The following is a 17,676-nucleotide window of genomic DNA, read 5'->3' as shown; positions in this document are numbered from 1 at the left end:
TAAGTGTTATTATCTGCACCAAAATTATTTACAGGTAGTGACAGCCCTTTGTCAGCAGGATTTTAAAAATATATTTTTTTTTTGAAATTTGTATATTGATGCTACTTCTGTGGCTCGGCTTCAAAAACCTCATCGCCGCCTTCACGGTTCGGGTCGAATTCACCCTCCCATTTTGCAATGAATGCCGAGGCAAGGCAGTTACCTACCACATTTATAGAGGTACGTGCCATATCCATAAGCTCATCTATACCTAATATTGCCATTATAGGCCATACCGGCAGGTTAAATGATGCGGCAGTACCCATAAGTATTACCAATGATGCCCGCGGAATACCCGCCACACCCTTGCTTGTTACCATGAGCGTGAATACCATGATAAGCTGTTCGCCAAAGCTCATATTTATGCCTGCTGCCTGCGCCACAAACACACTGGCGAGTGACAGGTACAGCGTAGTGCCGTCAAGGTTAAAACTGTAGCCCATTGGCATTACAAACGATACCACCTTACGCGGAACGCCTATGCTCTCCATGGCTTCCATAGCACGCGGAAGTGCAGCCTCGCTACTGGTGGTTGCAAATGCAATAGAAACCGGTTGCTTGATAGCCCGCAGGAAAGAGCCTATAGGTATCCGTGCCATTAGTGCCACCGGCAGCAGTACAAGCAACACAAATGCTGCAAGCGCACCATAAAGCAACAACAAAAGCCCGAACAGGTTACCCAAAATGCTAAGGCCCATATGGCCCACGGTATAAGCCATTGCAGCGCCCACACCTATAGGGGCAAAGTACATTACTATGTTCGTAAATTTAAACATGACTTCCGAAAGGCTATGGGTAAAATCAACCATGGGCTGGCGGTGCTTTTGCGGCACCATAATGAGCCCGAGACCAAACAGCACGCTAAATACAACTATCTGCAGCACTTCGCCATCTGCCATAGACCTTGCTATATTTTCAGGAAAAATATGCAGTATGATATCCTGCCATGTTTGAGGCTCAGCAGCTGCTACATCATCATGCATGGCGGCAGGGGCTTCTATGCCCTCGCCTACCGGAAAAAGGTTTATGGCCGCAATACCTATAAACAGAGCAATAGTTGTTACTACTTCAAAATACAGTAATGATTTCCAACCCATGCGCCCCACCTGCTTAATATCGCTGTGCCCGGCAATACCATATACCAGCGTACCGAAAATTAGTGGGCCTACAATAGTTTTAATCAGCTTAAGGAATATCTTACTCAGTACCCGCAGGTTTACGGCTTCATCAGGAAACTCATACCCCACACAGGCGCCGATAACAAGGCATACCAATATCCAGGTAGTAAGGCTTTTTTTCTTAATTCCGTATAAAATTAGCCCGAAAACTGATGCCCACCTGAAAAATGTGGTAACACCGCCAGGCACGGTTTCAAATATGTAATCAAAAAGATATACTATTGCGGTAAGGGTAATAATTATAAGCGTGAAAAAATCTATATAGCGGGACTTAAACATAAATTTGCCTGTTATTTTTAATACGTTTTTACAGAAAATGCATTACTGCGCGGTAAAAATAAAGGAAAAATAGTTTTTAGGCTAAAAATGCGAAAGAAAACGAACTATTATAGCATCTCAAAACTTGAATATCTCATATTTATTCGCTTAGAGAGCACAACTTTGCAGTCAGATAAATAATTTCATATGAATCATATTCCAATATTAGTCCGACACCGCAAAAATTAAACTTTTGCCTCTACCTGTATCACATCTTCTTTTGTTATGCCATAAATAATATCACCCTCGGCAGGCTCCATTATATAAGTACCCGTAAACTCGCCAAAGGCGGGAAGTATCATTTGCTTCGTGCCACGAAAAAAGCACGGCAGCTTTACAAACTGCCTGCCCATACCCTCAAGCAATACTGCGGGGTGTATATGTCCGCAAAGGGTAAACAGCCCCTCCCGCTGTTCAGGGTGGTGCGATAATAAAAAGCCGTTTAGCTGCCATTCGCTGCAAACGGTTACACCTAATGATTCATATTTATGCGGGCTGATTATATCGTGGTTGCCTGCCACCAAAATTACCGGAATCCGGGTGCGGTTAATCCAGTCGGCAAACAAATCCCACTCGTTATTGAGCGTGCTGTGGAAGAGGTCGCCTAAAAAGCAAATCCGCTCCGGGCTGAAAAAAGACACTACACTATCCAGCTTCAGGAAATTCTTGTACTTGGCCTGCCCGGGTATGGCAGCACCATATTTGCGGAAGTGCGACACCTTGCCCAAATGCACATCGCTGATGAGGAGCATGCACTTTTCTACCCAGTACACTGACCCAGTGCAGTGCAGCACAAATGTGTTATTATTAATGGTAATTTCTAGTGTCATTGCAGTGTGGCAAAGATACTGATTAGCAGTAACGGGCAAAAGTTAAAGTTGAAGATGGATGCGGGGTGTAAGGTGACTGAAGCCCCGATGCTATAGAGATTCCTCCGCTGCGGTCGGAATGGAAAACCTAATATTGCTTCCATTTCGAACGAAGCAAAGTGTAGCTGAGAAATCTCAAAATCTTCAAACATCTGACATCCGACAACAGGCATCCGACATCCTACTTCATATAACTTGCCGTCATACGCCTTATCCTGTCGGCGAGGCTTTCACTTGATAAACGCTCGCGCAGCCTGTCGGTAATAATCGGGAAGCTGAATGGCGTAGGCTTTTCGCACTGCTTCCATACTATTTCCTGCCGTTGTATGCGCTCTAATGCCAGGAGCAGACGGCCTTCTTCAAGCTGGTGCTCAAAAGTTTCGCGATACGCCTGCTGGAACAGAAGGTTATCCGGCTCATAATCACGAAAAACCTCAAAAATGAGCTGGCTGCTGCTTTGCAGGTGCTTCGTTTTAACCACCTTGCCGGGGTAGCCTGTAAACACAAGCCCGGCAATTACAGCTATATCGCGAAACTTGCGCCGTGCCATTTCTGTGGCATTAAGGCTGCGCTGCAAATCACTGTGCAGGTGAAGCGGCGTAAACAAGTCGTTATCCAAAACCTGCTGCATATCTATCTCTTGGTCGGATAAAAGCTCAAAACCATAATCGTTATAGGCAAGTGAGAATGTAATGGGTGACAAAAGGCTAATGCGAAACGCCATAAGGCTTGCCAGTGCCTCATGCACATAACGTCCTTCAAACGGGTAAAAGATAGCATGGTAGCCCTCGCGGGTCTTAAAGGTTTCGATGAGGAACTGGTTTTCATCCGGCACAATCGATTCTTTTCGCTGCCGTTCGAATACCGGAGAAAGCGCTTTTAATTCCTGCGACATCGAATTGGTATTAGCAGCATAAAGCTCCTCACGCAATAGCTCACTCATTTGCGCCGAAAGGGTAAGCCTCCCGCCCATCCAACTGGCATGTTTTGCCTTTGCACCGGGGTCGGCTTTCCTCACCAGTACTTCCATATTTTTAATGCGGTGCAACTCGAGCTTGCGCCCTGCAAAAATGAATACATCCCCGGGACTTAGCTTGGATATAAACCATTCCTCTACACTGCCAATATAGCCACCACCTAAAAATTTTACATTAATGCTTGCATCGCCCACAATAGTACCTATCTGCATGCGGTGGCGCAGGGCTACAGCTTTGCTGTTTACTTTAAACCTGCCGTCTGCCTCAATCTCAACCTTTTTAAATTCGTCATACGCCTTCAGGCTCTGGCTGCCCCGCGTAATAAAATTAAGGCAAAACTGCCAGTCATCGTCCGTAATGGCCTGATAGCAAAAAGTGCTTTTAACTTCCTTAAATATTTCATCAGGATAAAATCCGTCCGACACTGCAAGCGTGACTAAATATTGCACCAGCACATCCCAGCTATTAAGATAGGGAACGCGGTCTTCTACAACAGTTTCTTCCACAGCTCTTTTAAGCGCCGAAGCTTCCACCAGTTCTATGGCGTGTGTGGCAAGGAAGTAAATATTACTTTCCTGCCCCGGCCTGTGCCCGCTACGCCCGGCACGCTGTAAAAAGCGCGCTACACCCTTAGGCCCGCCCACCTGCACTACAGTTTCTACAGGGGCAAAATCTACGCCCAAGTCAAGGCTGGAGGTGCATACCACCGCCCTTAGCTGTTCATCGCGTATGGCCTGTTCTACCCATTGCCGCATCTCGCGGCTGATGCTGCCGTGGTGCATGGCCATATCGCCTGCAAATTCAGGATATTTATCTAAAAGCGCCTGATACCATATTTCGCAAGCACTGCGCACATTAGTAAAAATCAGGGTTGTCCTGCTTTTTTTTATGATGGCAGCTACCTCATCTACCAAATGAAGCCCCATGTGCCCGCGCCAGGGGTAGGCATCCATTTTTTCGGGCAGTACCGAGAGCACATTTATTTTTTTATTGATGTGCGCTTTTATCATCACGGCATTATTTAGTGCTTCCGACTCAGGGCCGAGCAGCACTTCCATAGCCTGTTGCAGGTTGCCAATAGTAGCCGATATACCCCATATGCGCATTTTTGGCGCAACGGTTTTTAAGCGGGAAAGGGCAAGCTCTGTCTGCACACCGCGCTTGGTGCCTAAGAGTTCGTGCCACTCATCTATTATTATAGCGGTACAGCCTTTAAAGATTTTTGGGTAATCTTTGCTTGCCAGCATAAGCTGCATGCTTTCCGGGGTAGTAACCAGCAAGTCAGGCATTTTGTTTTTTTGCCTACTGCGCTCGGCAGAGGTAGTGTCGCCGGTACGTATGCCGACGGTTAATTGTGTGCCCAAATCATCCGCCACGCGCTCGGCAGCCTGTTTTATTTCTACCGAAAGTGCACGTAATGGTGTGATCCATATTGCCTTTAGCCCGGGCTTATATTTAGTTTTGTAATCGGGGTTTTTCTTGATATAGTTTAATACGACAGGTATCCATAGCGCGTACGTCTTGCCGCTGCCTGTGGGTGCGTTCAATAGTCCGTTCTTGCCCTGGAGGAAAGCGGTCCAGGTTTGCGTCTGGAACGGAAAAGGTTTCCATCCCTTGCTGTCAAACCATCCGGTGGCAATATCGAAAAGCTGTTCGCGGTTCAAAATAAATTTGTTTGAGGTTGATTTTGTCGGAAGACGGGTGTCCGAAGTCCGATGTGTTTTATTAATATTGTTTTACTTATGCCTTAATATATTAGATTCCTCGACTTCGCTCGGAATGGAAATCACGCTTCCATGTCGAATGAAGCAAAGCGGAATTGAGACATCTCAAATAAAGACTCCTCCACTACGCTCGGAATGGAAATTCAGATAACTAAATATAGCGTTCCATTTCGAACGGAGCATCGCGGAGTTGAGAAATCTCAAAGCTCCTCCTGCAAGATTCCTCGACTGCGCTCGGAATGGAAAACAATCTACCCCGGACTTCGGACACCCGACATCCAACATAACTCATTTCCAAATTAATGAGGTATCAGCGCTTTCAAATCGTCAATGGTATTAGCTTCCTCAATTGTTTTATCCGTCCTCCAGCGCAATATCCGCGGAAAACGCGTTGCTACACCACTTTTGTGCCTGCCGCTGAGTGCTATTCCCTCAAAACCAATCTCAAACACCAGCTTGGGCGTAACACTGCGTACAGGGCCAAATCGCTCTAACGTATTCTTTTTTATAAAATCATCCACCATGCGGAATTCCTTATCCGTAAGCCCGGAATATGCCTTTGCAAAGGTAACCAGTTCCTTTTCGCCGTTTTCGTTATCCTGCCAAAGCGCAAAGGTATAATCGGTAAACAGGTTGGCGCGCCGCCCGCTGCCGCGCATGGCATAGGTAAGCACCGCATCTATACTATACGGGTCGAGCTTCCATTTCCACCAGTCGCCTTTTTTGCGCCCAACCAGATAAGGCGAGTCCTTCCGCTTAAACATCAGCCCCTCGCTACGGACTTCCCTTGCGCGTTCTTTTTCGCGTAAGGCATCCTCCCAAGTTTTAAAACTGATGCGTTCGCTAAGCTGTAACGGCAGGTTAAAATCTTTTACCCCATCTATCATCTCTTCCAATAACTCTCTGCGTTTTTCATATGGCAACTCGCGTATATCTTCGCCTTTCCACTCTAAAAGGTCGTAAGCTTTTATAATTACAGGCACTTTTTTAAGTAAGGCAGGCGAAACGGTTTTACGTCCTATTCGGGTCTGCAAATCATTAAAGCTGCCCACGCTGTTCTCTACCCAGGGGAGTATCTCCCCGTCTATAACCGTACCGTCGGGTATCACGTTCAGAAAGCTCTGGAACTCCGGGTATTTATCCGTTACCAATTCTTCGCCGCGGCTCCATACATACATTTGCCCGTTACGCAGAATGGTTTGCGAACGGATGCCGTCCCACTTGTGTTCGGCGCTCCACTCGTTGGGGTTTCCTAAATCCTGCACTTCGCCCTCGAGGGCATACGCCAGGTAAAACGGGTAGGGTTTCGAAAGCATATCGGCAGGCTTCTCATCCAGCACCAGTTTTTGAAAAGTAATGCGCTGCGGATCCCAATCGCCCATCAGCTTATGTGCCAGTATATCTTCATCCATTTCGGTAACGCGGGCAAGGGCGCGCGTCATGAGCTTTTGGCTCACGCCTATTCGGAAACTGCCTGTTATCAGCTTGGTAAACACAAAACGCTCATAGTAATTCAGCGAAAGCCAGTTGTGATGCAGGTACTCGCGTTTTTCCTGTTCGGTTTTGGTTTTAAGCACTATCATTTCCTCTACATATTCCGAAAGGCTTTTATCACTCTGGTTTTCGGTAGTGGGGATTACCAGTGCGATTGTCTCGGCAAGGTCGCCCACAATATGGTAGCTGTCCTCAAACAACCATAGCGGAATGTTTGCCAGTTCGCTTGCCCACTGGCGCAACAGTGTGGTATTTACGGGACGCGGCGGGCGGCGGTGCGACAGTATCGCTATCGTCCACACTTTATCCTTATCACTCGCATGTCGAAAATATTCGGTAAGCGCCTCTACTTTTACATTGGTTTTATTAGAGGTATCAAGTGTTTTTATAAGCTGTGCAAAATTCTTCATGCCTCCTCCTCTTCTTTTTCTGCCGGGGTTTTGCTTTCGCCCTCATCGGTCTCACCTTCATATTGGGTATGTTCGGTACGGGCATCATAACCCAGATCGCGCAGGTAGGCCGAAAAAATATCGCTGTACCCGTGTGTGGAAATCACCTTTTCGCAGCCTGTGGCACGGATGCTTTCCAGCAACCCCTGCCAGTCGCAGTGGTCACTCAGTACAAATCCCCGGTCTATTGCGCGCCTTCGGCGCGCGCCTCGAAAAGCCATCCATCCACTTGCCGAACCGGTTACATAGGGCGCCATCCTTCTTATCCACGGTGTGCCGTGGGCGCTTGGCGGTGCAACTACTATATTGCCTGCAATTTCTTCTTTTTTGGTTTCGCGGGTTATAAGGGTGGTATGCGGAAGGTCGGCGATTGGGCGTACCACCTCCGTCATGTTCTCTACCGCGCCGTGAGTATATATTTTGCCGATGCTGGTGTCCAAATATTTTATGAGCCTTTGTGCCTTGCCAAGCGTATAGCCGAACAATACCGATGTTTTGCCCTCTGCTTTGTTTTGCGCCCACCATGCGTTGATATCCTTAAAAACCTCATCCTGCGGAAGCCACTTAAACGCCGGAAGCCCAAAGGTACATTCGGTTATAAATGTGTGGCACTTAACCACTTCATAGGGTGTGGCTATGCCGTCGTCTTCCGTTTTATAGTCGCCTGTAAAAACCCATACTTCGCCTTTGTACTCTACGCGTACCTGGCTGCTGCCGATAATGTGCCCGGCAGGGTGCAGCGAAAAAGTAACGCCATTTACACTGAAGGTTTCGCCCCACTCTTTACCTGTAACGCTGATGTCGCCCAGGCGGTGTTTTATAATGGGTACGTTCTGGTGATGGGTAATGTAGTTTTTGTGCCCCCAGCGGGCGTGATCGCTATGGCCGTGGGTAATAATAGCATTGGTTACAGGCCGCCACGGGTCCAGGTACACGTTGGCACGGGCGCAGTAAATGCCTTTGTCGTTAAATGCCAGCAGGGGCTGCCTCATGGTTACAGGGTTTTTAACCAAATAAAGTTACAAACTGTAAGTATTTTACGAAAATTGATTGAGGGAAGTTTAACGTTTGTTGGAAATTGAATTGATTAGATTTTTATATTTGTTATTAAGTAAAACTATATTACTATGATAACATTCGACGATAAAAGTTATAAAACAAGGATTGTGGAAACCGAAGAATTTGGAGAAGTTTTAATTTCTGTGGAAGAGCTAAATGACATACTATTGGACGATGAAGGTGGATATGTATCAAAAGAAGCAGAATTTGTCGACCAGCAAATTTTCTATTTTGTTTCGAACATCGAAATCGATTTGCCGATACCAGAATTGACAGAATTAATTAACACACAAGTCCAATGATACGGTATCAATTTTTTCCACGCTCTCAAGGAATTACTCCAAAAATCAAACTTGTTATTGACTGTTTTGAAAAAAATCATGATGAAATTACTTCATCGGCGCATAATTTGAATTCAAATGAGGTTTTAGAGGTATTACGAGATGATTTACAAAAAGCTTATTATACTGTTGAAACAGGTAAGACTCGTGACCAAAAAATTCATGTTCCCGTCTTATTTGGATATAATAATAATATTGATAAATCATTTAATGCTGACGCATTGAGTGAAGATGGAAAAATTGTTATTGAAGTTGAAGCCGGAAGGGCTGTTGACAATAACCAATTTTTAAAAGATATTTTCCAAGCCTGTATGATGTTTGAAGTCGAATATCTTATAATAGCTGTTAGAAATACTTACAGAGGTGCTGATGATTTTATTAAAGTATATACTTTTCTTGAAACCTTATATATCTCAAACAGGTTAATTTTACCATTAAAAGGAATTTTATTAATAGGTTATTGACAAATTTCATAAATCATCAATATTAAATACAAAATTCAACATACCCCCTTAATTTTTAAACACAGTTCCCTTTAAAAGAATAATTTTTATATTTTTACCCCTGTTGAAATGGGGTATTATGGATAAAATAATAGAAAAGCGCTGGATAGCCGCATTTATAGTTACGGCAGCAGTGTGTGTAACAGGACTTTTTTGGGAACATGCCTCCGTTAGTGTATCGGAACGTTTTAATAGTACCGACACCATTGTGCCCGCCGATGTGGCATGGTTGTTAACCGCTTCGTGCCTCGTGCTGCTGATGACGCCCGGCCTGTCGTTTTTTTACGGGGGCATGGTAGGCAAAAAAAATGTTATCTCTACCATGCTGAAAAGTTTTATCTGCCTCGGAGTTATCAGTATGCTGTGGGTGGCGGTAGGTTTCAGCCTTTCATTTGGAGACCCTATCGGTATTACAATAAACGGCACTTATTATGGCATTATAGGCAATCCTTCAGACTTTGCCTTTTTTGATTATGTAGATGAGCATCCGCATTCGGCTATGGCAAGCACCATACCGTTTATATTGTTTGCCCTGTTCCAGATGAAATTTGCCGTGATTACTCCCGCCATTATTACCGGGGCGCTGGCAGAGCGCATCAGGTTCATATCATTCCTATTGTTTATATGCCTTTTTTCTTTAGTAATATATGCGCCCCTATGTCACATGGTATGGCACCCCAGCGGACTTTTGGGCGCTTACTTTGGCGTTAAGGATTTTGCGGGGGGGACGGTGGTACACATGAGTGCCGGCTTCGCGGCAATAGCCGGGGTGTTGGTGTTAGGCAAACGCAAAAATGCAGAATATATACCAACTAATATTCCGTTTGTGTTGTTGGGTACGGGTATGCTATGGTTTGGGTGGTTCGGTTTCAATGCCGGTTCGGCACTTGCTGCCAACCATACCAGCGCTATGGCCTTTGCTACTACCACCATTGCGTCGGCTGCCGCTATGCTTACCTGGGCTTTTTTCGACAGGCTCAACGGACGTAAGGTTTCGGCTCTGGGGTGTTGCATTGGTGCCGTTGTGGGCCTTGTTGCCATAACACCTGCCGCGGGGTTTGTATCTATACCCAAGAGCATGTTTTTTGGTTTTTCGGCTGCTATTGTAAGCAATGTTATGGTACACTGGAAAGCCCTTAAACGTATTGACGACACACTCGACGTTTTTGCCTGCCACGGTGTCGGCGGCATTATGGGTATGATTCTTACCGCCATTTTTGCCGAGGGTGAAAATGCCAGCCTGCTGCATGGCGGCTGGGGCGTTTTCGGCCATCATATGACGGCGCTTGTGCTCGTGGCTGCTTTTTCGTTTTTTGGTGCTATGCTGCTGTATAAGTCTACCAACCTGTTCATTCCGCTGCGCGTTAGCGAGGAGTCAGAACAAATGGGGCTAGACATGAGCCAGCACAACGAAAGTTTGGGGTAAATAAAAAGGCTGCCGTGTGGCAGCCTTTCAGGTTAGAGATTAGTTTGTTAGTTTTTGATGAGTTTTTGGGTTTGTATCTCACCCGTATCCATAACCAGAGTCAGGTTATAAATACCTTTGGTAAAATTGCTGATATTAATATCATACTCTTTTACTTCTTTAGCGATATCCCTGCTAAATATAATCTTACCATCCATAGCTGTTATTATAATGCTTTTAATAAGCGTATCTGATGTAATGGTTACTTTATCATTAGCGGGGTTAGGGTTTAAAGAAAATACATATTGCTTATCTGCAAAAACAGGTATCTCTTCCTCTTCAGCTACCGCATTAGCCGGCCGCCCTACATAACCGCTGTTACATTCATCAATATATGCCCTGAAACGTGAGCTGTTGCGCGCATGGAAGCCATCAGTTAAAACGATTGTGTTTTCTGCATGGTACACCCCAACCGCAAAAGCATATATATCATTTGATGCCGTGAGCGTATTTGACACCTGTCTGTTATCCTGACCCGAAGTAACATCGTTAGCAGATGAAACCAATGTTAGGTTAGGCAGGCATTCAGGCTCTGTAACAGAGCACAGGTAGTCGGTAATAATCTCTATCTCTAAAGGTGTAAGCAAAAATGAAGAATTTAAAAAGAACCTTGGCACCACGCCTGCACCATCAGGATCGGCGGAGTAACTTTCTACAGCGCCTGTATAAGCACCGCCGACACTTGCCACACCGGCAGACGCTGCTATTGTCGCCGCAACAGTTTCTGTATTTGTTACAACAAAAGTGGCATCATGGGTATTTTTAAAATTGGTATAGCTTGCAAATCCTAAATTACTGCCGATTGCAGTAAAACCTGTTAACAGGTCGTTATCACGCGGTGCATCTGTAAAAAGGTAAACCGCCAGCCCATTACCCGAAAGTGTATTTAAAGTCGGGGTACCCAATATGTTTGCCGAAGTAGTACCATTCAAAGCACTCGAAATCAAATCTACAGCCGCAGGCACACCGCCTATTCCGTTATTGAACCTTCGGGGAAAAGTATAGCCATTTAAGCTAAAATCAGATTCAATATAAATTTGCCCGTTGCTGTACTGCACAACCGTTATCCTGTTATCAGGGTTACACTCCAGCACTGCAGCCATAATGGCTGCCACCGATGTCTGGAGGTTGGCATATTCGGTAGCATTTATAGAACCGCTGTTATCTATAAGGAATATAACATCCGTTCCTTGTCCGAAGCTTTTTACGCATCCTATCATAAAAAGCAAAATATACATATATACGTTTTTCATATTTTTCAGTTTTTAATGATTAACGTATATTACTGTTTGTTTTCTGCTAAAGCTTTTACTGCCGCCTTTAGTTCATCTATTTGTTTCTGCTGTTCTTCAAGCATTTTTTGCTGAGCGTCTATCTGCTTGTCCTGTGCAATGGCATAAAGTGTGAGTTCTTCTATCTTCTCCTGCTGAATTTTTGTCATTTCGCCCACTTCTATACCATCTTCCATAACTTGTTTTGCAGAAGGAACATTTGGCAAATGTCCGTTCTCTGCTATATACTGTTCTACTTCTTTAAGAGAAGAAAGTTTGTAGTCTTCTGCAAAAACATAATCTGCCCAGCCAGATTGCAGGTTAACCCTTACTTCTTCGGTTAATATACCTCCTTTTACAAACAGCGAATAGTTAGCAACGCTTACACTGCCTGCTGTAGCAGGAAAACTTGAAAAGCCGCCGATACCAACTTTCTTATTTGTAAAATCTCCAAAGACCAAAGGCGTAACAGTATCAGAATTATCAATATACAGCAATCCGCTTCTTGTCTCGTTTTTACCGGTATTACTACCAACAAAAACGTTGTTGCTTCCTGTAGCATTTTGGCCTGAAACATGGCCTAAATAGGTATTACCCCATCCGCTGCCAGAATTTTTACCTGCCTCGGTTCCAAGAAATACGTTACTTCCCCACTCGGCACTGTTGTTTTGCCCCGCATATATACCCAATGCCACGTTATAAGAACTTGTAGTAACATTAGACCCCGCATAAGTACCCAAAAACACATTACCACGGGCAGTAGTATTGTCATCACCTGCAAAATAACCTATAAATGTATTGTGGTCGCCTGTGGTATTAGCACGGCCCGCCTGCATACCCATAAAAACATTGTAAAGCCCCGTAGTATTAAACCTTCCTGAAAAATATCCAATGAATGTATTGCCTGATACACTATTTGCATATCCTGCATAATGGCCTAACATTGTATTATTACTACCCGAAGTATTTGAATATCCGGAATAGCCCCCTGTATAGATGTTATTTTGCCCTGTGGCATTATTACGGCCTGACATGTAGCCATAAAAATTATTGAAGCTCCCCGTGTTTGACGGTGATGCACCGGTATAGTACCCCGTAAAGTTGTTATAGCTGCCTGTAGCAAACATACCAGAACCATAACCAGCATAAACATTGCTCCTGCCTGATACGTTACTCAAACCTGCCTGGTATCCTAAAAATAAGTTACCGGAACCGGATGTATTGGAAAAACCTGACTGGTAACCATAAAAGCTGTTGCCGGAACTAAGGTTACTGTATCCTGACCTCCAACCGGAGAACGTATTATTAGAACCGTTGATATTGTGCTTACCTGACTGGAAACCAACAAACACATTGGCACTGCCAATATCATTCTTTTCGCCTGCAGTAGCTCCTAAAAACACGTTTTCATATCCATCTTTATTTGCAAAACCGGATTTGAAACCTAAAAATGAATTTGAATACCCCAGGTAATTAGTATATCCTGAAAGGTGACCGATAAAAGTGTTATTATGCCCCTGGTCTTTAGACCTGGTAAAATAACCTGCCCTGTATCCTACAAATGCACAACTGTCTGCATCTGCACCTGTAACCATTGCCGCACCATTTTCGATACCTATACCTGTTTCTGCAGTAGATTGTACAACCTGAGCACTAAGGCCGCATCCAAAAAGCAGGGTAATACCTGCCAAAACAAATTGACTTGTTTTCATAATAAATAATTTTTTAGTTAGATTTATCAAATATTGTATTTATTATTAACACTTCATTACGTAATGTTGGTTAATTTTTTGTTAAAGTATTAATACAAATAATATTTAATTAAATAAAGAATTATTATTTATGAAAAAGATTGTGTTTTCCTTAATTGGTATTTTATTTTTTGCTGCACAGTTAGCTGTTCATAAACATGAAGCTCCTGACAAAAAGCAACTGAATGCTTTTTTAACCCAATGGCATAAGGATGCTGCTAATGCAGATTACAACAGCTATTTTGATAAGATAGCAGATGACGGACATTACATTGGTACCGATGCTACCGAGAACTGGGATAAAAAAGCTTTTGCCGCTTTTTCTAAACCTTATTTTGATAAGGGCAAAGCGTGGGATTTTAAAGCTGTAAAGCGGAACATTTACTTTAGTAAAGACGGTAACACAGCATGGTTTGATGAACTGCTTGACACTTGGATGAAAGGTTGCCGTGGTTCGGGAGTTTTAGAAAAAGATGTAAACGGCGAATGGAAGATAAAGCACTATGTATTGAGCATGACAATACCTAACGATGTTACTAAAGATGTATTGCCGCTAAAAGCCAAATATGAAGATGACATCTTAAAGCCATAAAAAAACGGAAGCAAATTGCTTCCGTTTTCTATCCCCAAAATATCGTAAAAAATTATTTTTTACTTGCTGTGCAAATATATACCAAATATTTAACTTTTATATAATATCTAAAAAAATATTTTACTGTTTAATATGTTATTTTACAGCAACATATACCTATATAAAAAGGAAAAGCGGAAACGTTCTGTTTCCGCTTTTCCGCCCCCAAAAATACCGTAAAATTACTTTTACTAATGCTATTTGAAGTAAATTTACAATTGTTTAAGGTTTAGCAACAACAGTATTAGACCAACTGCACAAATAAACGTTGAAATGCAGCATTTGCTAATAAGCCCTTGCATCATTACCTTCATAAAAGTTTATGAAGGCTCTGTTAACCACCCTGTTACCACCCGGTGTTGGGTAATCTCCAGTAAAATACCAGTCGCCTAAATTCTTAGGGCAGGCCTTATGAAGGTTATCTACCGTCTGGAAAATTATCTTCACTTCTGCATTTATTTCACGGGTAACCAACAGGTCGGCTATTTTGTCGCTTATCTCTTCATCGGTAAACGGTTCATAAAAATCTTTTACATAATTTACTACTTCGGCATCCGGCAGGTTTTCCTGCGCTTTGCTTTTTCGGTAAATCTCATCTACAACATCTTCCGTACCACGTTCTTTGTGCAGTGCGAGTGCCGCCTGAAATGCTACAAGCCCCTCCAATTTGGCCATATCTATACCGTAACAATCCGGATAGCGTATTTGAGGCGCTGACGAAACCACTACAATACGCTTAGGCTTTAGCCTGTCCATCATTTTTATGATGCTCTTTTTAAGTGTTGTACCGCGCACAATACTGTCATCTATTATAACGAGGTTGTCTTCATGCTTAATAACGCCATAGGTTACATCATATACGTGTGCTACCAAATCGTCCCGGCTGCTGTCTTCTGTTATAAATGTGCGCAGCTTAGCGTCTTTAATCGCTATTTTCTCAGTACGTATTTTAACCGACAATAGGTCTTTCAGCGTCTCCTCGGTAAGCGTGTGCCTGTTTTGTAATATTTCGTTATTCTTTCTTTGGTTAAGAAAATCCTGTGCTGCCTCAACCATACCAAAAAATGATGTTTCGGCAGTATTTGGGATATATGAAAATACAGCATTATCCGTATCATTATCTATCGCCTTAAGCACCTGAGGCAGTATCAGCCTGCCCAGTTCCTTACGCTCCCTGTAAATCTCTGCATCGCTTCCACGTGAAAAGTAAATACGCTCAAACGAACAGGCCTTTTTACCCGCTGAAGGAATTATTTCCGTTACAGAAATATTTCCGTTCTTTTTAATAATTATGGCATGCCCCGGCTCGAGTTCCTTAACATCGTCAAAAGCTACGTTAAAAGTAGTTTGGATAACCGGCCTTTCGCTTGCCACAACAGCAATTTCATCATCCTGGTAATAATATGCCGGACGAATACCCGCCGGGTCGCGGAAAACAAAGCTATCGCCATGCCCAAAGAGGCCTGCCATAGCATAACCGCCATCCCACTGCTTGCTGGCACGCTTAAGGATACGCGCCACGTTAAGCCTTTCTGATATTACCGATGTTGCTTCCTGCTTGGTAAAACCTTCATTTTTACAATCCTGGTACAAATCTGCAACCTCATCGTCAAGAAAATGCCCTATCTTTTCCATTACAGTCACAGTATCGGCAAGTTCTTTAGGGTGTTGCCCAAGCTCTACAAGGCTGGCAAAAAGTTCTTTAACGTTAGTCATGTTAAAGTTACCTGCCACAATAAGGTTACGGTGCATCCAGTTGTTCTGGCGCAGGAATGGGTGAACGCTTTCTATACTGTTCTTACCGAATGTGCCATAACGCACGTGTCCTAAAAATAACTCTCCCACATAAGGCACCTGGCTTTTCATGAGGGCAGTATCATTTGCATATTCAGGGTGCGCTTTTATCTCTTCGCTGATGCGCTCGTTTATCTGGGTAAAAATATCCTGTATTGGCTGCTGCTGGTTAGAGCGGATACGGCTTATGTAACGCTGACCCGGTTCTACATCCATTTTAATACTTGCAAAACCCGCACCATCCTGTCCGCGGTTGTGCTGCTTCTCCATAAGCAGGTACATTTTTTGTATGCCATAAAAAGCAGAACCATATTTTTCTTTATAGTAATCTAATGGCTTTAAAAGCCTTAAAAGCGCAATACCGCATTCGTGTTTAATAGCGTCGCTCATAAAAATCCTCCTGTTGTTGTGTTGTTGTTTATTAAAAAAAGCCCCATACTGAGGCCTTAGTTTTATTCTTCTTCAAGTGATATATCAAACTGGGTGAGCGCCTTAAACTCATGAAGGCGTTCCAGCACCTCTTCTTTAGTCAGGTTCACCATCCGTTCGGTACCGAATTTCTCTACACAAAATGAAGCCATGTTAGAGCCATATATAATGGCATTCTTCATGTTCTCGAAAGAAATGTTTTCACTCTGGGTTATATATCCCGCAAAACCTCCCGCAAAAGTATCGCCTGCACCTGTTGGGTCAAATACTTCTTCCAGCGGAAGCGCCGGGGCAAAGAACGCATGTTTACCGTGGAAAAGCAGAGCACCATGCTCGCCCTTTTTAATTACCACATATTTTGGCCCCATCTGCTGTATCATGGCTGCTGCTTTAACTAACGAATATTCACCTGTTAGCTGGCGTGCCTCTTCATCATTAACAGTAATTACATCTACCCTTTTTATTACTTCTTTCAGTTCCGCCAAAGCACAGTTCATCCAGAAATTCATAGTGTCGAGCACTACCAGTTTGGGCTGCTTTTCCATTTGGTCAAGCACACTGCTTTGCGTGAGCGGGTGAAGGTTGCCTAAAAGTACCACATCGGCATCTTTAAAATGCTCAGGCACCACCGGGTTAAAGTCCGCAAGTACATTTAGCTGGGTATCCAGTGTATCGCGTGAGTTAAGGTCGTTATGGTAGCGGCCGCTCCAAAAGAAGGTTTTTCCGCCTTTTACCACCTCAAGCCCTGTAATATCAATATTCCTTTCGGTTAGCAGGTCTATATACTCCTGCGGAAAATCTTCACCCACTACAGATACAATTGCCTGCTGCAGCTTAAAGAATGATGCCGAAAGCCCTATATAGGTGCCTGCGCCACCAAGTATTTTATCGGTTTTGCCGAATGGTGTTTCTATTGCATCAAAAGCTACCGTGCCTACAATCAGTAATTTGTTCATAATGTGGGTTGAAAATTAAAGGCGCAAAGATACTTTATAAGTTGCAGAAGAGCAAATATGAAAAGCTAAATACGCACGGACATAAATTGTCATTACGATAAGTGAGAAATTTTCACATTCAAGAATTCTTAATACTTTTCGTTTTGAGTAAACGAAGTGTATTCACAAAAATCCGGATTTAGAAGAATCCTTCTAATTATTCATTATCTTTTTTATCAGAAAGTAAGCAAGTGCTGCAAGACCTATTATGATGGCTACCATAAAGAATTGCCAAATGAATAACCCAAAGTTAAAATCTGATAATGTCTCCATAACTCCTTAGTTTTTGATGTGTAAATATAGTAATTTTTAAAAAAAGATTTCTCCGTTGCAGTCGAAATAGAAATTTATCATACTAAAAAAGCCACTCAATGAGCGGCTTTTTTAGT

The 17,676-nt window shown here is 43.4% G+C and carries 13 protein-coding genes; 4 read left to right on the top strand and 9 right to left on the bottom strand.

Annotated elements, in window-relative coordinates; translation table 11 throughout:
* Positions 1-101: 101 nt before the first annotated feature.
* The 5 genes from KJK34_RS14620 to KJK34_RS14600 form a co-directional block, all read right to left on the bottom strand.
* A complete protein-coding gene (locus tag KJK34_RS14620) occupies positions 102-1,496 on the bottom strand; it encodes a dicarboxylate/amino acid:cation symporter (RefSeq protein WP_223054639.1) in 1,395 nt (464 codons plus the stop codon).
* Between the two features lie 224 nt (positions 1,497-1,720).
* The gene (gene pdeM / locus KJK34_RS14615) at positions 1,721-2,365 is read right to left on the bottom strand and encodes a ligase-associated DNA damage response endonuclease PdeM (RefSeq protein WP_223054638.1); all 645 of its coding nucleotides are present in this window, start codon (positions 2,363-2,365) and stop codon (positions 1,721-1,723) included.
* Positions 2,366-2,585: 220 nt separating this feature from the next.
* On the bottom strand, positions 2,586-5,045 hold the full coding sequence (locus tag KJK34_RS14610) for a ligase-associated DNA damage response DEXH box helicase (RefSeq protein WP_223054637.1): 2,460 nt from the start codon (positions 5,043-5,045) through the stop codon (positions 2,586-2,588).
* Between the two features lie 359 nt (positions 5,046-5,404).
* Positions 5,405-7,009 (bottom strand): ATP-dependent DNA ligase, encoded by a 1,605-nt coding sequence (locus KJK34_RS14605; RefSeq protein ID WP_223054636.1) that lies wholly within the window; start codon positions 7,007-7,009, stop codon positions 5,405-5,407.
* On the bottom strand, positions 7,006-8,040 hold the full coding sequence (locus tag KJK34_RS14600) for a ligase-associated DNA damage response exonuclease (protein ID WP_223054635.1): 1,035 nt from the start codon (positions 8,038-8,040) through the stop codon (positions 7,006-7,008). Before KJK34_RS14600 ends, KJK34_RS14605 begins: the two co-directional genes overlap by 4 nt.
* A 174-nt stretch (positions 8,041-8,214) precedes the next feature.
* Between KJK34_RS14600 and KJK34_RS14595 the strand changes: the two genes are divergently transcribed.
* The 3 genes from KJK34_RS14595 to KJK34_RS14585 all read left to right on the top strand — a co-directional run bounded on the left by KJK34_RS14595 (position 8,215) and on the right by KJK34_RS14585 (position 10,377).
* Positions 8,215-8,409, top strand: a complete 195-nt coding sequence (locus tag KJK34_RS14595; protein ID WP_223054634.1) for a hypothetical protein — start codon at positions 8,215-8,217, stop codon at positions 8,407-8,409.
* Positions 8,406-8,912 (top strand): hypothetical protein, encoded by a 507-nt coding sequence (locus tag KJK34_RS14590; protein ID WP_223054633.1) that lies wholly within the window; start codon positions 8,406-8,408, stop codon positions 8,910-8,912. The genes KJK34_RS14595 and KJK34_RS14590 overlap by 4 nt, the downstream gene beginning before the upstream one ends.
* Positions 8,913-9,030: 118 nt before the next feature.
* Positions 9,031-10,377 carry an ammonium transporter gene (locus KJK34_RS14585; protein ID WP_223054632.1) on the top strand — a complete coding sequence of 449 codons (1,347 nt, stop codon included), beginning with the start codon at positions 9,031-9,033 and terminating at the stop codon, positions 10,375-10,377.
* 47 nt (positions 10,378-10,424) lie between these two features.
* Here the strand turns inward: KJK34_RS14585 and KJK34_RS14580 are convergent, their stop codons facing one another.
* Positions 10,425-11,669 (bottom strand): 3-coathanger stack domain-containing protein, encoded by a 1,245-nt coding sequence (locus KJK34_RS14580; RefSeq protein WP_223054631.1) that lies wholly within the window; start codon positions 11,667-11,669, stop codon positions 10,425-10,427.
* Between the two features lie 29 nt (positions 11,670-11,698).
* The gene (locus KJK34_RS14575) at positions 11,699-13,399 is read right to left on the bottom strand and encodes a hypothetical protein (protein ID WP_223054630.1); all 1,701 of its coding nucleotides are present in this window, start codon (positions 13,397-13,399) and stop codon (positions 11,699-11,701) included.
* A gap of 130 nt (positions 13,400-13,529) precedes the next feature.
* On the opposite strand from KJK34_RS14575, the gene KJK34_RS14570 reads away from it, so the two are divergent.
* Positions 13,530-14,030, top strand: coding sequence for a nuclear transport factor 2 family protein (locus KJK34_RS14570; protein WP_223054629.1), 501 nt, complete (start codon positions 13,530-13,532; stop codon positions 14,028-14,030).
* Positions 14,031-14,354: 324 nt separating this feature from the next.
* Here KJK34_RS14570 and KJK34_RS14565 read toward each other — a convergent pair whose 3' ends face one another.
* Positions 14,355-16,253: an amidophosphoribosyltransferase gene (locus KJK34_RS14565; protein WP_223054628.1), complete on the bottom strand. Its 1,899-nt coding sequence runs from the start codon at positions 16,251-16,253 to the stop codon at positions 14,355-14,357.
* Between the two features lie 62 nt (positions 16,254-16,315).
* Positions 16,316-17,248 (bottom strand): PfkB family carbohydrate kinase, encoded by a 933-nt coding sequence (locus KJK34_RS14560; RefSeq protein WP_223054627.1) that lies wholly within the window; start codon positions 17,246-17,248, stop codon positions 16,316-16,318.
* Positions 17,249-17,676: the final 428 nt, after the last annotated feature.

Source organism: Flavobacterium coralii (assembly GCF_019891545.1).
Lineage (GTDB): Bacteria > Bacteroidota > Bacteroidia > Flavobacteriales > Flavobacteriaceae > Flavobacterium > Flavobacterium coralii.
This window is presented reverse-complemented; position numbering and strand designations above follow the sequence as displayed.

What these genes read in the sequence shown, in the direction of transcription:
- KJK34_RS14580 (WP_223054631.1), bottom strand. Translation starts at nt 11,669, where the DNA reads ATGAAAAACGTATATATGTATATTTTGCTTTTTATGATAGGATGCGTA.
- KJK34_RS14590 (WP_223054633.1), top strand. Translation starts at nt 8,406, where the DNA reads ATGATACGGTATCAATTTTTTCCACGCTCTCAAGGAATTACTCCAAAA.
- KJK34_RS14565 (WP_223054628.1), bottom strand. Translation starts at nt 16,253, where the DNA reads ATGAGCGACGCTATTAAACACGAATGCGGTATTGCGCTTTTAAGGCTT.
- KJK34_RS14620 (WP_223054639.1), bottom strand. Translation starts at nt 1,496, where the DNA reads ATGTTTAAGTCCCGCTATATAGATTTTTTCACGCTTATAATTATTACC.
- KJK34_RS14560 (WP_223054627.1), bottom strand. Translation starts at nt 17,248, where the DNA reads ATGAACAAATTACTGATTGTAGGCACGGTAGCTTTTGATGCAATAGAA.
- pdeM (WP_223054638.1), bottom strand. Translation starts at nt 2,365, where the DNA reads ATGACACTAGAAATTACCATTAATAATAACACATTTGTGCTGCACTGC.
- KJK34_RS14575 (WP_223054630.1), bottom strand. Translation starts at nt 13,399, where the DNA reads ATGAAAACAAGTCAATTTGTTTTGGCAGGTATTACCCTGCTTTTTGGA.
- KJK34_RS14600 (WP_223054635.1), bottom strand. Translation starts at nt 8,040, where the DNA reads ATGAGGCAGCCCCTGCTGGCATTTAACGACAAAGGCATTTACTGCGCC.
- KJK34_RS14570 (WP_223054629.1), top strand. Translation starts at nt 13,530, where the DNA reads ATGAAAAAGATTGTGTTTTCCTTAATTGGTATTTTATTTTTTGCTGCA.
- KJK34_RS14605 (WP_223054636.1), bottom strand. Translation starts at nt 7,009, where the DNA reads ATGAAGAATTTTGCACAGCTTATAAAAACACTTGATACCTCTAATAAA.
- KJK34_RS14585 (WP_223054632.1), top strand. Translation starts at nt 9,031, where the DNA reads ATGGATAAAATAATAGAAAAGCGCTGGATAGCCGCATTTATAGTTACG.